16 protein-coding genes and 1 tRNA gene are annotated in these 15,084 nt (G+C 67.7%); 12 read left to right on the top strand and 5 right to left on the bottom strand.

What is annotated here, in order from left to right:
* Positions 1–87: 87 nt before the first annotated feature.
* The 9 genes from trpC (at position 88) to ACIA5H_RS26535 (ending at position 9,064) form a co-directional block, all read left to right on the top strand.
* The gene (trpC, locus tag ACIA5H_RS26495) at positions 88–906 is read left to right on the top strand and encodes an indole-3-glycerol phosphate synthase TrpC (protein ID WP_039797261.1); all 819 of its coding nucleotides are present in this window, start codon (positions 88–90) and stop codon (positions 904–906) included.
* Entirely contained in the window at positions 903–2,168 is a 1,266-nt protein-coding gene (trpB, locus tag ACIA5H_RS26500) for a tryptophan synthase subunit beta (protein WP_397078033.1), read from the top strand. Before trpC ends, trpB begins: the two co-directional genes overlap by 4 nt.
* Complete coding sequence (gene trpA / locus ACIA5H_RS26505; protein WP_355078258.1) at positions 2,165–2,965, top strand: tryptophan synthase subunit alpha; 801 nt, start codon at positions 2,165–2,167, stop codon at positions 2,963–2,965. Before trpB ends, trpA begins: the two co-directional genes overlap by 4 nt.
* Positions 2,966–3,168: 203 nt before the next feature.
* The gene (gene lgt, locus ACIA5H_RS26510; protein ID WP_379255598.1) at positions 3,169–4,293 is read left to right on the top strand and encodes a prolipoprotein diacylglyceryl transferase; all 1,125 of its coding nucleotides are present in this window, start codon (positions 3,169–3,171) and stop codon (positions 4,291–4,293) included.
* Positions 4,294–4,524: 231 nt separating this feature from the next.
* Positions 4,525–5,019: an NINE protein gene (locus tag ACIA5H_RS26515; protein ID WP_397078036.1), complete on the top strand. Its 495-nt coding sequence runs from the start codon at positions 4,525–4,527 to the stop codon at positions 5,017–5,019.
* Between the two features lie 211 nt (positions 5,020–5,230).
* Positions 5,231–5,956: an amino acid ABC transporter substrate-binding protein gene (locus ACIA5H_RS26520; RefSeq protein WP_355078347.1), complete on the top strand. Its 726-nt coding sequence runs from the start codon at positions 5,231–5,233 to the stop codon at positions 5,954–5,956.
* Between the two features lie 12 nt (positions 5,957–5,968).
* Positions 5,969–6,637, top strand: coding sequence for an amino acid ABC transporter permease (locus ACIA5H_RS26525; RefSeq protein ID WP_355078255.1), 669 nt, complete (start codon positions 5,969–5,971; stop codon positions 6,635–6,637).
* Positions 6,638–6,740: 103 nt separating this feature from the next.
* Positions 6,741–8,159, top strand: coding sequence for a pyruvate kinase (gene pyk / locus ACIA5H_RS26530; RefSeq protein ID WP_355078254.1), 1,419 nt, complete (start codon positions 6,741–6,743; stop codon positions 8,157–8,159).
* A gap of 92 nt (positions 8,160–8,251) precedes the next feature.
* Positions 8,252–9,064: an acyl-CoA thioesterase II gene (locus ACIA5H_RS26535; RefSeq protein WP_355078346.1), complete on the top strand. Its 813-nt coding sequence runs from the start codon at positions 8,252–8,254 to the stop codon at positions 9,062–9,064.
* Positions 9,065–9,073: 9 nt separating this feature from the next.
* Here ACIA5H_RS26535 and ACIA5H_RS26540 read toward each other — a convergent pair whose 3' ends face one another.
* The 4 genes from ACIA5H_RS26540 to ACIA5H_RS26555 all read right to left on the bottom strand — a co-directional run bounded on the left by ACIA5H_RS26540 (position 9,074) and on the right by ACIA5H_RS26555 (position 12,041).
* A complete protein-coding gene (locus ACIA5H_RS26540) occupies positions 9,074–9,499 on the bottom strand; it encodes a hypothetical protein (RefSeq protein ID WP_379255594.1) in 426 nt (141 codons plus the stop codon).
* 153 nt (positions 9,500–9,652) lie between these two features.
* The gene (locus ACIA5H_RS26545) at positions 9,653–10,273 is read right to left on the bottom strand and encodes a low molecular weight phosphatase family protein (protein ID WP_355078252.1); all 621 of its coding nucleotides are present in this window, start codon (positions 10,271–10,273) and stop codon (positions 9,653–9,655) included.
* A gap of 245 nt (positions 10,274–10,518) precedes the next feature.
* Entirely contained in the window at positions 10,519–11,031 is a 513-nt protein-coding gene (locus ACIA5H_RS26550) for a monooxygenase family protein (RefSeq protein WP_397078040.1), read from the bottom strand.
* Positions 11,032–11,255: 224 nt separating this feature from the next.
* A complete protein-coding gene (locus ACIA5H_RS26555) occupies positions 11,256–12,041 on the bottom strand; it encodes an amidohydrolase family protein (RefSeq protein WP_397078042.1) in 786 nt (261 codons plus the stop codon).
* A 93-nt stretch (positions 12,042–12,134) separates the two neighbouring features.
* Between ACIA5H_RS26555 and ACIA5H_RS26560 the strand changes: the two genes are divergently transcribed.
* Positions 12,135–12,536, top strand: a complete 402-nt coding sequence (locus ACIA5H_RS26560) for a MerR family transcriptional regulator (RefSeq protein WP_397078044.1) — start codon at positions 12,135–12,137, stop codon at positions 12,534–12,536.
* A gap of 106 nt (positions 12,537–12,642) precedes the next feature.
* On the opposite strand, the gene ACIA5H_RS26565 is transcribed toward ACIA5H_RS26560, so the two are convergent.
* Positions 12,643–12,729, bottom strand: a tRNA-Leu gene (locus ACIA5H_RS26565).
* A 224-nt stretch (positions 12,730–12,953) separates the two neighbouring features.
* Between ACIA5H_RS26565 and ACIA5H_RS26570 the strand changes: the two genes are divergently transcribed.
* Together ACIA5H_RS26570 and ACIA5H_RS26575 are read left to right on the top strand one after the other, a co-directional pair.
* Complete coding sequence (locus tag ACIA5H_RS26570) at positions 12,954–13,571, top strand: ANTAR domain-containing response regulator (protein WP_039797267.1); 618 nt, start codon at positions 12,954–12,956, stop codon at positions 13,569–13,571.
* A 186-nt stretch (positions 13,572–13,757) separates the two neighbouring features.
* On the top strand, positions 13,758–14,999 hold the full coding sequence (locus ACIA5H_RS26575; RefSeq protein ID WP_379255589.1) for a branched-chain amino acid ABC transporter substrate-binding protein: 1,242 nt from the start codon (positions 13,758–13,760) through the stop codon (positions 14,997–14,999).
* Positions 15,000–15,084 lie beyond the last annotated feature (85 nt).

Genomic DNA, 15,084 nt, shown 5'->3' on the forward strand with positions numbered 1-15,084 from the left:
CATTTATTCTTTGACAGCATCGGTGAGACAGCGCCTGGGGGGATTCTCAGGTAGCAAGTCCGTCTCCCCAGAAAGGATTCGAGCCAGATGACGGTACTCGACTCGATTCTCGACGGGGTCCGCGCGGATGTGGCCGCTCGGGAAGCCCTGCTGGACTTCCAGGCGGTCAAGGCGGCCGCCGCGGCGGCTCCCGCGCCGCTGGACGCCCGCGCGGCGCTGCTCGAGGACGGCATCGGCGTGATCGCCGAGGTCAAGCGAGCAAGTCCGTCCAAGGGCGAGCTGGCGGACATCCCGGACCCGGCGAGTCTGGCCAAGGCCTACGAGGACGGTGGCGCGCGGATCATCAGCGTGCTCACCGAGGGCCGCCGCTTCAACGGGTCGCTGGACGACCTGGACGCGGTCCGCGCCACGGTGAGCATCCCGATCCTGCGCAAGGACTTCGTCGTCGGCCCGTACCAGATCCACGAGGCGCGCGCGCACGGCGCGGACGTCATCCTGCTGATCGTCGCGGCGCTGGAACAGGACGTGCTGTCCTCCCTGATCGACCGCACCGAGTCGCTGGGCATGACCGCGCTGGTCGAGGTGCACACCGAGGAGGAGGCCGACCGCGCGCTGGAGGCGGGCGCGTCGGTGATCGGCGTCAACGCCCGCAACCTCAAGACACTCGAGGTCGACCGCGACGTGTTCGCGCGGATCGCGCCCGGATTGCCCACCGAGGTCATCCGGATCGCCGAGTCCGGCATCCGCGGCACCGCCGACCTGCTGGCCTACGCGGGCGCGGGCGCGGACGCCGTGCTCGTCGGCGAGGGGCTGGTGACCAGTGGCGACCCCCGCGCGGCGGTCTCCGAGCTGGTGACCGCGGGCACCCACCCGTCCTGCCCGAAGCCGGCACGGCGGGGTCGGTGACCGGCGTGGCGGCGGTACCTCAGGCCAGCGACGGCGTCGCCCAGCGCAGCGGCCACGAGCCCGACGTGGGCGGGCACTTCGGCGTCTACGGCGGCAGGCACGTGCCGGAAGCGCTGATGGCCGTCATCGAGGAGGTCACCGCCGAGTACGAGAAGTCCCGGCTCGACGACTCCTTCCTCAACGAACTCGATCGGCTGCAGCGCGACTACACCGGCCGCCCGTCGCCGGTGTTCGAGTGCAAGCGGCTGTCCGAGCAGGCGGGCGGCGCCCGCATCCTGCTCAAGCGCGAAGACCTCAACCACACCGGCTCGCACAAGATCAACAATGTGCTCGGCCAGGCGCTGCTCGCCAAGCGGATGGGCAAGACCAGGGTGATCGCGGAGACCGGCGCGGGCCAGCACGGCGTCGCCACGGCGACCGCCTGCGCGCTGCTCGGCCTGGACTGCGTCGTCTACATGGGCGCGGTCGACACCGCGCGCCAAGCGCTCAACGTGGCCAGGATGCGCCTGCTCGGCGCCGAGGTGATCTCGGTGACCTCCGGTTCGCAGACGCTCAAGGACGCCATCAACGAGGCGCTGCGCGACTGGGTGACCAACGCCGACGACACCTACTACTGCTTCGGCACCGCCGCGGGCCCGCACCCGTTCCCGATGCTGGTGCGCGATTTCCAGCGCATCATCGGCCTGGAGGCCCGCGCCCAGGTGCAAGCCACCACCGGCCGGTTGCCCGACGCGGTCGTCGCCTGCGTCGGCGGCGGATCCAACGCCATCGGCATCTTCCACGCGTTCCTCGACGACCCCGAGGTCCGGCTGATCGGTTACGAAGCGGCCGGTGACGGCGTCGACACCGGCAGGCACGCGGCCACGTTCACCGGCGGGACGCCGGGAGCGTTCCAGGGCGCCTACTCGTACCTGCTGCAGGACGAGGACGGCCAGACCATCGAGTCGCATTCGATCTCGGCGGGCCTGGACTATCCGGGCGTCGGACCCGAGCACGCCTACCTCAAGGACGTCGGCCGCGCCGAATACCGGCCGATCACCGACACCGAGGCGATGGACGCCCTGCTGCTGCTCAGTCGCAAGGAGGGCATCATCCCCGCGATCGAGTCGGCGCACGCGGTGGCAGGCGCCCTGCAACTGGGCAAGGAACTCGGCGAGGGCGCGATCATCCTGGTGAACCTCTCCGGCCGGGGCGACAAGGACATGGACACGGCAGCGCGGTGGTTCGGGCTGTTCGACGAGCCGAAGGAGGAGGGCCGGTGAGCCAGCAGTCCCGCTTGGCGAACACCTTCGCCGCTTGCCGAGCCGAGGGCCGCGCGGCACTGATCGGCTACCTGCCCGCGGGCTACCCCGACCTGGCCGGTTCGATCGAGGTCGTGCGCGCGATGGTCGAAGCCGGATGCGACATCGTCGAGGTCGGCGTCGCCTACTCCGATCCCGTGATGGACGGCCCGACCATCCAGGCCGCCGCCGAACAGGCGCTGCGCGGCGGTGTGCGGGTGCGCGACGTATTCGCGGTGGTCGAGGCGATCACCGAAGCCGGGGGCAAGGCCGTCGTGATGAGCTACTGGAATCCCGTGCTCCAGTACGGCGTGGATCGCTTCGCGCGGGATCTGGCCGCCGCGGGCGGCGCGGGCATCATCACCCCGAACCTGATTCCGGAAGAGGCCGACGACTGGTTCATCGCCTCGTCCACGCACAACCTGGACCGCATCTTCCTGGTCGCGCCGTCCTCCACCGAGGAACGCCTGGTGAAGACGCTCGAGGCCAGTCGCGGCTTCGTCTACGCGGCCTCGACCATGGGCGTGACCGGCGCGCGGGACGTGGTGTCCTCGGCCGCACCCGCCCTGTGCGCGCGGATCCGGGCCCACTCCGATATCCCGATCGGCGTCGGCCTCGGCGTCCGCTCGGGCGAGCAGGCCGCCGAGATCGCGTCCTACTCCGACGGCGTCATCGTCGGCTCGGCGCTGGTGAGCGCGGCGGGCCGAGGGCTGGACGCGGTGCGAGCACTCACCGCGGAGCTGGCCGAAGGCGTGCGGTCGGCGACCGTCGCGTCCTAGCAACCGGTCGGAGTCCAGCGCAGCGCACGGTTCCGAAGCGCGTCCGACGGGCTCCGACTTCCGGACTCCGGACCCGGTAGCCGCCGAATCGCCATGATCCGGGCTCGGCACGGGCGTGCTCTGGGCGTCTTCGGCGAACCCCGACGCGGCGAGGGCGGTGCGGTGGTGGCGGGCCGGTCGAGCATCTCCGCTACGGTGGCCCCGTGACGTTACGAGTCCTCGCAGACAGTGTCCTGGCCGACGGCGGCGTCAGCGGCGCCGTGCTGGCCTACCTCCCCAGCCCCGCGCGCGGCGTCTGGCAGCTCGGTCCGTTCCCGCTGCGGGCGTATGCGCTGTGCATCATCCTCGGCATCATCGTCGCGATCTGGTGGGGCGAACGGCGCTGGCGCGCTCGCGGCGGCCAGCCCGGCGCGATCCTGGACGTCGCGATGTTCGCGGTGCCGTTCGGCCTGGTCGGCGGCAGGCTCTACCACGTGGCCACCGACTGGCAGAAATACTTCGGCGCGGGCGGGCACCCGGTCGACGCGCTGAAGATCTACCAAGGCGGGCTCGGCATCTGGGGTGCGGTGCTGCTGGGCGGCATCGGAGCGTGGATCGGCTGCCGGGTATACAAGATCCCGTTGCCCGCTCTGGGTGACGCGGTCGCGCCGCCGATCCTGCTGGCGCAGGCCATCGGCAGGCTCGGCAACTACTTCAACCAAGAGCTCTACGGGCGCGAGACCGACCTGCCGTGGGGCCTGGAGATCTACCGGCGGGTGGGCGACGACGGTCAGCTCGACATGATGAACGGCGCCTCCACCGGCGTGGTCGAAAAGATCGTGCACCCCACCTTCCTGTACGAGCTGCTGTGGAACCTGCTGGTCGTCGTGCTGCTGGTGTACGTGGACCGACGTTTCCGGATCGGTCACGGACGCCTGTTCGCCCTGTACGTCGCCGGCTACTGCTTCGGACGGTTCTTCGTCGAACTGATGCGCGCCGACGAGGCGACGAAGATCGCGGGCATCCGGATCAACTCGTTCACCTCCGCCCTCGTGTTCCTGGCCGCGATCGCCTACTTCGTGTTCGCCACCAAGGGACGCGAGACGCCCGAGCAGTTGCAACCCGGCGCGAGCCCCCGGCCCTGGCCGTGGCAGCTCCGCGCGCTGCGTGCCGCCGCAGCGGCGCCGACCGAGAAGTCCTCGGGTACCGGCGAATTCGAGAAGGCCGGGTCCACCGCCGACGCAGCCGACACCGGGACGTCCGCTGCCGAGCTGGGCGGACATCCCGATGGCTCCGAAAACGGTTCGGCGAAAACGAATTCCGGCACGGCCGCGTCGGACAAGGGCTGATCGCCGCCGGTCGCCGCGACGGCCCGATCCGTCGCGGGCGGCCTCGACTCTCCTCCGCGGCAACGATCGGGCGATCCGCCGCGATAACCATTGGTAGCGCCGAACGCTCCGGGGGCGACAACCCGGTCGCTCCCGGTGACAATGACTCGTGATCGTGACGAGCCGCGGTTCGGCGATCCAGTGAGGCCGGGGGCCGACAAGAGGGTGCCCGCACTAATGAGGAGGACATGAGTGACCGACCCTTACCAGCAGAATCCGGGCGCCGGGGGCCCGCAGTACGGTCCGCCGGGCACCGGCCCTGATCTGACCAAACCGCTGGAGGAGCAGAGCCAGCCGCAGTACAGCCCGCCGTCGGACCCCTACAACCAGCAGGCGCAGTACGGCCAGCCCGTCGGCTACGGCCAGCACCCAGGCGGCTACCCGCAGGCGCCGTACCCGATGGGCCCGCAGGGCTACAATCCGAACGACCCGGAGGCGCCCTGGGGCCGCGACCCGTTCGGTGTTCCGCTGTCGGACAAGCAGAAGCTGGTCGCGGGCCTGCTGCAGATCTTCCTCGGCAGTTTCGGTGTCGGCCGTTTCTACCTGGGGTACACCGGCCTCGGCATCGCCCAACTGGTGGTCACGATCCTGACCTGTGGTCTCGGCGGCATCTGGGGTCTCATCGACGGCGTCATGATCTTGGTCGGCAAGGTTCCCGATTCGCAGGGCCGTCCGCTGCGCGACTGACCGCCGCGGTATCGACTGTGCCGGGAGGTGGGGATACCCGCCTCCCGGTCGTTCGGGCGAAATCAATGAGCACAACCTTTTCGAGCGTGGTGATCGCGATACTGTCGCGCGCACGGGTCCGGGCGTAGCATGACCGGACTCGCGTGCCGTGTGTGGAGCTCCACGCACCGAAGAGAGGATTTCCGTGCGTCGCAAGCTGTTCGCCGCCGTCATGCTCGCCATCGTCGCCGCCACCGGACTGAGCGCGTGCGGTGACACCGACCCGAATGTGCTGAAGGTCGGCACCGAGGGCACCTACTCCCCGTTCAGTTTCCAGGGCTCCGACGGCAAGCTCACCGGCTACGACGTCGAGGTGATCCAGGCGGTCGGTGCCAAGCTCGGCAAGAAGGTCGAGTTCGTGCAGACTCCGTGGGACGCCATCTTCGCGGGTCTGGAATCCAAGCGCTTCGACCTGGTGGCCAACCAGGTGACCGTGAACGACGAGCGCACGGTCAAGTACGCGCTGTCGGCGCCCTACACCACATCGGCGGGCGTGATCGTCACCCGCGCCGACAACAACGCCGTCACCGGCCTCGCCGATCTCAACGGGAAGACCTGCGCGCAGTCGGCCACCAGCAACTGGAGCAAGGTCGCCACCGACGCGGGTGCGAAGGTCGAGGCCGTCGAAGGTTTCGTGCAGGCCATCCAGCTGCTGAAGAACGGCCGCGTGGACGCCACCGTCAACGACAATCTCGCCGTCGCCGAATACACCAAGAAGACCGGCGACACCAGCGTGAAGATCGCGGGCCGGACCGGATCGGTGAGCAAGCAGGCGTTCGCCGCGCGCAAGGGCGACGCGCTGATCACCGACGTGGACAACGCGCTGAACCAGCTGCGCGCCGACGGCACCTTGGCGAAGATCTCCGAGAAGTATTTCGGGACAGACGTCAGCCAGTAGCCGACATCGTTCATGGACGCCGCCACCCGGGACCTCATCTGGCACAACCTGTGGCCGATGCTGCAGGCCACCGTCACCAAGACCCTTCCGCTCACCGCCATCAGCTTCGCCATCGGCCTTGCGCTCGCGTTGTTCGTCGCGCTGGCCAGGATGTCGCCGGTGCGGCCGTTGTCGGCGGCGGCCCGCTTCTACATCTCCCTGATTCGCGGCACACCGCTGCTGGTGCAGCTGTTCATTGTGTTCTACGCGCTGCCGCAGTTCGACATCGTGATAGACCCCTTTCCCGCCGCGGTGATCGCGTTCAGCCTCAATGTCGGCGGGTACGCGGCCGAGGTGGTGCGCGCCGCCATCCTGAGCGTCGCCACGGGGCAGTGGGAGGCGGCGCAGGCGCTCGGCATGTCGTACCCGATGATGCTGCGGCTGGTCATCCTGCCGCAGGCCGCGCGCATCGCCGTGCCGCCGCTGTCGAACACCTTGATCTCCTTGGTGAAGGACACCTCACTGGCCTCCACCATCCTGGTGACCGAACTGCTGCGCGTCGCCCAGCTCGCCGCCGCCCCCACTTTCGACTTCTTCGCGCTCTACGGAGTCGCGGCGCTGTACTACTGGGTGATCTGCCTGATCCTCGGGTTCGGGCAGACCCGGCTGGAAACGAGGTTGGCCCGTCATGTCGCTCGCTGAATATCCGTTTGTACCTGCTATGGAGCTGTCGTTCATTTTTTTCACCAAGGATTCACCATGGCCACGGCGGGACCTGCCCACCGAGCGGGACTAGGCTCTACCCGTGATGCGACGGACGAAGATTGTGTGCACGCTCGGACCGGCCACTGCCACCGAGGACCGTATCCGCGAACTCGTCGAGAGCGGCATGGACGTGGCTCGGCTGAACTTCAGCCATGGCGAGCACGCCGACCATGCCGAGAACTACAAGAAGGTGCGCCAGGCCTCCGATCACCTCGGCCGGGCGGTCGGCATTCTCGCCGACCTGCAGGGTCCCAAGATCCGCCTCGGCCGCTTCCTGGAAGGCAAGACCGTCTGGGCGACGGGTGAAGAGGTCCGCATCACCGTCGACGACATCGACGGGACCCACGACCGCGTGTCCACCACCTACAAGGAACTCGCGCAGGACGCCAAGCCCGGCGATCGCCTGCTGGTCGACGACGGCAAGGTCGGCCTCATCGTCACCCGCGTCGATGGCAACGACGTGGTCTGCCGGGTCACCGAGGGTGGGCCGGTCTCCAACAACAAGGGCGTCTCGCTGCCGGGCATGGACGTGTCGGTCCCCGCGCTCTCGGAGAAGGACATCGAGGACCTGGAGTTCGCGCTGAAGCTCGGCGTGGACTTCATCGCGCTGTCGTTCGTGCGGTCCCCGTCCGATGTCGAGCTCGTGCACGACGTGATGGACCGGGTGGGCCGCCGGGTGCCGGTGATCGGCAAGCTGGAGAAGCCGGAGGCGATCGACAACCTGGAGGCCGTCGTCCTGGCCTTCGACGCGGTCATGGTCGCGCGCGGCGATCTCGGTGTCGAGCTGCCCCTGGAGCAGGTTCCGATCGTGCAGAAGCGCGCCATCCAGATGGCCCGCGAGAACGCCAAGCCGGTCATCGTCGCCACGCAGATGCTGGAATCGATGATCGAGAACTCCCGCCCCACCCGCGCCGAGGCCTCCGACGTCGCGAACGCGGTGCTCGACGGCGCCGACGCGGTGATGCTGTCGGGCGAGACCTCGGTGGGCAAGTACCCGATCGAGACGGTGCGCACGATGGCGCGCATCGTGCACGCGGTGGAGACCGAGTCGACCCGGGTGCCGCCGCTGACCCACGTGCCGCGCACCAAGCGCGGCGTGATCTCCTACGCCGCCCGCGACATCGGCGAGCGGCTCAACGCCAAGGCGCTGGTCGCGTTCACCCAGTCGGGCGACACGGTGCGCCGCCTGGCCCGCCTGCACACCCCGCTGCCGCTGCTGGCGTTCACGCCGCTGCCGGAGGTCCGCAGCCAGCTGGCGCTCACCTGGGGCACCGAGACCTTCATCGTGCCGACCGTGAGCAGCACCGACGCGATGATCCACCAGGTGGATGTAGCACTTTTGTCGATGGACCGATACCAGAAGGGTGACCTGGTGGTCATCGTCGCCGGGTCGCCGCCCGGTACCGTCGGTTCCACCAACCTGATCCACGTTCACCGAATCGGTGAGGAGGACCATTAGTGAGTGCTTCCCTGAGCAGCCCCGTCGACGTCGCGGACGGCACGCAGCGTTCCGACCTGGATGTGCTGCTTGCCCTGCTCGATCTCGAGCAGATGGACGAGGACGTGTTCGTCGGCCAGCACCCGGAGAAGGTGTGGAGCCGTACCTTCGGCGGTCAGCTCGTCTCGCAGGCGATCATCGCCGCGGGCCGCACGGTCGGCGACCGGCCGGTGCACGCGGTCAACGCGCACTTCGTGCGCGGCGGCGATGTGAAGAAGCCGATCGAGTACCGGGTGGACCGTCATCGCGACGGCCGGGCGTTCGCCAACCGCACGGTCACCGCCAGCCAGGACGGCCAGGAGCTGTTCGTCATGCTCGCCGCGTTCCAGGACTGGGGCAGGGGACTCGAGCACGCGCATGCCCAGCCGGAGGTGCCGGACCCGGAGACGCTGCCGCGGGTCGAGGAGAGCTTCGAAGGCTTGGAGGACAAGCTGGAGATGTTCGTCAAGGCGCCGCATCCGATCGACATGCGCTACACCAACGATCCGGCGTGGATCCTGAAGGGCACGGGGGAGCGGCTCAACCACAACCGGGTGTGGATGCGCGCGGACGGCAGGCTGCCCGACGATCCGCTGATCCATGTGGCGACGCTGGGCTACTCGTCCGACACCACGGTGCTGGACTCGATCATCACCACCCACGGGCTGTCGTGGGGTCTTGACCGCATCGTCGCGGCCACGGTCAACCACTCGATCTGGTTCCACCGCCCGTTCCGTTTCGACGAGTGGGCGCTGTACTGCACCGAATCGCCGGTGGCCGCGGGCTCCCGTGGCCTGGCGACCGGCCGCTTCTACTCCCGCAGCGGCGATCTGCTGGCCACCACGGTGCAAGAGGGACTCATCCGCCACTTCCCCTCGCGGCGCTGAGGTCCGGAGTTACAGCAGTTCGAGATCGCGATCGATGTCGAGATCGACGTCGGTGCGTTGCGACGCGCGGATCGAGACCGGGATATCCGATCCCGGCTCGGTTCGCGCCAGCCCTGAGATGCGCTGCAGCAGTTGGCGTTCCAGTGCGGCCATATGGTCGTCGGTCAGCTGGTCGGGTGCGCCGACCAGACTGAGCGCGATCTCGTAGGTGCCGCGACGGTCCGAGCGGTCGCCGGGCGGATCCGCGGGGCAGCGGCTCTCGAGAGCCGCGTGGGCCGGGTCGTCGGCGTCGACCGGCAGGGTGAAGCGCCAGGCGAACACGTCCCGGTCGGTGAGATGGTCGTCGACCACCTCGCGCACGGTGTCGACGACGCGTTCGAGAGTTTCCGGTGTCACATAAACATGGAGCGAAACATCCGAAATGCGTTTCGGCATGTCTGATTCCTGTCCTGTGTCGAACCAGCAACGGCGGAGAGTGTTGTCCGGCGGGAGTTTAGTGCGTCCGACGCGGAAATGAACACAGCCCGTTGATAACAGGTTCGATACGCGACGGCTGCGTGCGCTGTCGCGTGCGGTTTTCGCCCGCGGTCACCGGGTGCGTTGGGCGGCGAGGAATGTCGCCAGCGGCGCCGGTGCGCCGCCGGGGCGGATCACCAGTCCACGGCGCTCGTCGTGCGGCCAGCGCGGCTGCTCGTGCGGGGCGAGCGCGAGCAGCAGCGGCACCAGCGCCTCGGCGATGCGGTCGCCGACCTCGCAGAACGCCTGGGGCGACAGCCCGACCGGGTCGGCGATGTTCTCCCGGCCGACCAGCGACAGATCGTTGCGGGCCCGGTGCAATTCGGCGACCGTACGCGCGCCGGTGACGTGCGCGATGCGATGGGCCTCCAGCAGCGTGAAGGTGCGCGCTCCGGCGCCGAAGGCCAGGTCGACCACCTGGTCGCGGATCTGCTCGGTCATCGTGAGCACCAGGTCGGCCTTGTCGACCAGCTCCGGCTTCAGGCGACGTGCCCGGAAGTTGCTCGCGTCGGCGCCGAGCCCGGTGATGGTCTGCGCGGCCAGTGGCTCGACGGGAAATCCCACCAGCGCACGGGTTCCTGCGCTTTCGGCGGTGAGGTAGGGGAGATCGTGTTCGACCGCGAGGGCGCGCGTGAGCCGCTCGGCGATCACCGAACGGCAAACGTTGCCGTTGCAGACGAACAAGACGTGCATACCGATAACGATAAACGGCGCAGAGGCTATCAGAAGGTCATGAGTTGTTAGTCCCACATGTGGGAACAACATATTCATCTGCTCGTAGCGCGCCGTACACGAAGTACGCCGCTTCCGGCCTCTGGCCTGCGACGTACGTCACTCCGAGGAGTGGTGCTGTTCGATTCTCCTTCTTGCTGTACCCCGGCGCGCAGGCATTCAAACGCTGCATTGTGATTGCTTCGTGATATGACAGCGCGCGCAGGCTACTCGGATTCGCTGCCGTAGTAAACGTTTTCGCTCACCACGGGCTCGACCGCGGCCGGTCTGCCCTGGACTCGACCGCGAGTGGAGAAGCGCTGACCGCGCGAAGCGACCACGGGCGCGAACCGCGCGAGTCCTGTCGCGGGGTCCATGTCGTCGTACATGGCATCGATGCCGCCACGAGCGAAGTACGCCTCGTGCCAGAAGCCGGTGCCGCCGGAGTCGCGCAGGAACTCCCGCCACCAGTCCCGATGTGGCGCCGTCCGGGTCCAGGCTTCGAGGCTCTCGAGATCACGCCAGTACTGCCGTGCGCCCCAATGCGGCGGGAACAGCGCCCACACGAGATCTTCGTGCAGCAGCAACCCGTCCGGACGATCCTTGTGCGAGCGATAGAGTTTCGGCCCCAGCCCGAGCAGCCGTAGCATCCCCCGAGGCCGCCGCACCCGCATGCCGATATAGATGACCACCAGATCCGGATACTCCGACAGATCCACGGTGGTCCTGTTCACTCGCATTGCATACCTCCGCTGGCCCCGGATGTCGAATGCCGCCACAGGGACAACGATTCGGCACTCGGATCGGTTCGATGAGGACGCATGCTCGCCATCCGCGATATCGCCCCGGCCGTCGAGTACCCATCGCCATCCGCTGGTACACGGTTGGCTGCGACAGTGGCCGGGGCGTATCGATCACGGCTTCGGCGGGTGTCGGCGGTAGCCATCGCAGTGACCGGTCGGCGTCAGAGTTCCAGTAGCCGGGCGATGGTTCCGCCGAGGACACTTTCCCGCACTTCGCCCGAAGCGGTGACGCGTTCCACCGTGGCGCGGGCCAGGAAGGGGTCGCCGTAGGGAGCGTCCGAGCCGAACAGAGCGCGGTCGGGAATCTCGTCGATCGCGAGCCGAACAGCGAATATGACGTTGGCGGTGGACAGATCGAGGTACACGTTCGGAATTTCACGGACCAATTCGATGGCCGACAGCCAGTTGAGCCCGCCCATCTGGCTGATGATCAGTGGCACGGTCGAATGCCGACGTGCGAGGTCCGCCAGAGTTCTCAAGTCCCGGGCCGTGGTCGGGGCGAATCCATGGACCACCACCGGAAGACCCCCGTGGTCGGCGGCGGCTCGCAGGACCGGTTCGATCCGCGCCGCGTTGTCGGGCTGTGGTGTCAGTTCGCCGATGCCGCGCAGGCCTCGGCCGACCACCTCGCGGCACACGTACTCGGCGATCTCCGACGCGGGCAGATCGAGCCGCACCGTGCCGAAGCCGATGAAACGATCGGGATATGCCGCGAGCGCCGCGTCGAGTTCCTGCCACGCCAGGCGGTAGCTGTCGGCGTCTTTCCCACGCCCGTCGAGGGCGGCGGTCAAAGCGCTCATCTCGTTTCGGAGCGACACGAGATCGGTCGCCCGTTCCGGATGCGGACGTGTGGCGAACAGCACCGCCCGGTCCACTCCCGCTTCGTCCATGAGTTCGATATGAGTCCGCACCGGGTCGTGAACATGGCTGTGCGCGTCGATGATCAAGGGATGCCTCCCGTGGCGTTCGAGGAATAGGGCCGCGGGTGCAGTGTTGAAGGTTGACGCAGTGCAAGGTCAAGAGATCGGGAGTGACGTCGCATGTTGATCGGAGAATTGGCCGAACGCACCGGCGCCAGCGAACGTCAGCTGCGCTACTACGAACACGCCGGCTTGCTCACACCGCAGCGGCAGGCCAACGGCTACCGCGACTACGACCGCACCGCGGAACAGACCGTCCGACAGATCCGGGCCTTACTGGCCGCGGGCCTGTCGACGCGCTTGGTTCGACAAGTGCTGCCCTGCGCTCTGGACGAGGGCTCTCTGCGTCCTTGCCCCGGCGTGCTGGACAAGCTACGCACTCAGCTGGTCCGGCTCGATCACCGTGCGACCGACCTGGCGCAGGCCCGGGAAACCCTTCGCGAGGTGATCAGAACCGCCGAAGACGCCGAAGCACGGCAACCACCACCGAAGCTGCGGCAGCCGACGGTGCCGGACGTTTAGGCGGAGGCGTGGCCGTGGCATCACGTGGTGTGGCACCGCGCTTGCGCTCGGCGGGGGCCGCGTGACGGGATCAGGGAGCGGCAATCGCGGAGATTGCGTTCCACCTTGGTGCCGAGTGTGGGACTCGAACCCACACGTCCTTTCGGACAACGGTTTTTGAGACCGTCGCGTCTGCCAGTTCCGCCAACTCGGCGCACCGGGTGGAACTATAGCGGGTCGGGTGGCGTGGACGGAAATGGGTTGGCCCGAACGGCGCGGAGGCGCGGTTTGCGCAGGGTATATGCGTTCTATGCCGAAGTGAAAGGTACTCTTTACATCACTCGACAGCCCGAAGGATGGCCGGAGCTCGCCCCGTGCGAGCGCGGCTTTCCTTTGGTTGGGTCGGGTACAGGGCATCGGAACCAGAGGGGTCTACCTATGAGCACAGCAGCTGGGGGCGCCGGCACCAAGAAGGACGCCGGGGCGAAGCGGGTCGTCGTCGCCGAGGACGAGGCGCTCATTCGCATGGATCTGGTCGAGATGCTGACCGAAGAGGGCTATCAGGTGGTCGGCGAGGCGGGTGACGGGCAGCAGGCGGTGGACCTCGCCGTCGAGCACCGGCCCGATCTGGTCATCATGGACGTGAAGATGCCCCGCCGTGACGGGATCGACGCGGCGGCGGAGATCGCGTCGAAACGCGTTGCCCCGGTGGTCATCCTGACCGCGTTCAGCCAGCGCGATCTGGTGGAGCGGGCCCGTGACGCGGGTGCGATGGCCTACCTGGTGAAGCCGTTCACGAAATCGGATCTGGTGCCCGCCATCGAATTGGCCGCCAGTCGCTTCCACGAGATCACCGCGCTGGAGAGCGAGGTCGCGAATCTCGCCGAGCGACTCGAGACGCGCAAACTGGTTGAGCGTGCCAAGGGTGTGCTGATGCAGACGCAGGGCCTTTCGGAGCCGCAGGCGTTCAAGTGGATTCAGCGCACCGCAATGGACCGCCGCACGACGATGAAGGCGGTCGCCGAGGTAGTGCTGGAGAACCTGACACCGAAGTGACGGCGCCGTTCGCGGGAAAATTTACGCGAACGAAACGTAGTCGTGAACAAGAATTCGAAACGATGTCGCGCGCATGATCCGAATGTGATGCGGAACTAACGTACCGACGCTATGTTCTGACCGGGCTGATGTGAGTCGGCCTCCTCGGCGATCCCGGGGGAGCACAGAACTTAGATGAGGTGAAACGTGCTTAGTTCGACATGGCGCAGTCGCTCGACGCGAGCTGTTCTGGCCGTCGGCGCCGCCGCCGCGCTGGTGCTGACGGGTTGTAGCGACAAATCCACCAGCAGCGGTTCGGATTCCTCGGGTACCAGCGGGGCGGGCGGCCTCTCCATCCAGCCGGTTCTGCAGGTCGACCAGCAAGGCAAGGAAGTGCCGAAGGCCGACGCGGCAACAGCGGCCGATCCCGCGGGCGACGGCAAAGCGACCTGCGCGCCGGGCACGGCCATCGCGATGGCGGGCGCGCTGACCGGCCCCGACGCCGCGCTCGGCATCAACATCGTCAACGGCGTCAAGCTGGCCCTGGACAAGCACAACAAGGCCAACCCCGGCTGCAAGATCGAACTCAAGCAGTTCGACACCGAGGGAGACCCGCAGAAGGCCACCCAGGTGATCCCGCAGATCGTCAACGACCGCTCGATCATCGGCCTGGTCGGTCCCGCCTTCTCCGGTGAGACGAAGGCGACCGGCAAGATCCTCAGCGACGCGGGCCTGGTCTCGGTCACTTCGTCGGCGACCAACGCGACGCTGACCCAGAACGGCTGGACCACCTTCTTCCGCGGTCTGGCCAACGACGACGTGCAGGGTCCCTCGGTGGCGAAGTACCTGGTCAACAGTGCCGGCTACAAGAAGGTCTGCGTCATCCAGGACAACACCGACTACGGCACCGGCCTGGCGAAGTCCATCACCGAAGGCCTCGGCGCCGCCGCCGACCCGGCGTGCGCGGCCAGCATCAAGAAGGGCGACAAGGACTTCTCCGCGACGGTCACCAAGGTGGCGGCGGCGAATCCGGACGCCATCTTCTACTCCGGCTACTACTCCGAGGCCGCGCCGCTGGCCCAGCAGTTGAAGTCCGGCGGCGTGAAGGCGGTCTTCGTCTCCGCCGACGGCACCAACGACCCGCAGTTCGTCGCCCAGGCGGGCAGCGCGGCCAAGGGTGCGAAGCTGTCGTGCCCGTGCGGTCCCGCCCCGGAGAAGTTCGCCAAGGACTACGAGGCGCTCAACGGTCAGGCGCCGGGCGTCTACTCGGTCGAGGCCTACGACCTCACCACGATCCTGGCCAAGGGCATCGACGGCGGGAAGGTCACCCGCCCGGACCTGCTCGACTATGTGCGGACGTACGACGGTGCCGGCCTCGCGCGTCAGTACAAGTGGAACCCGAACGGTGAACTGTCGAACGCGCTGATCTGGGTGTACGAGGTCAAGTAGCCCCGGATCCCGGGCGCACGGCACGTACGGGGATTCGGACGAATCCCCGTACGTGCCGTTGTTCGGTGGGCGAATGGATGAGGGC

The sequence above is a fragment of the Nocardia sp. NPDC051900 genome (genome assembly GCF_044452545.1).
GTDB lineage: Bacteria > Actinomycetota > Actinomycetes > Mycobacteriales > Mycobacteriaceae > Nocardia > Nocardia sichangensis.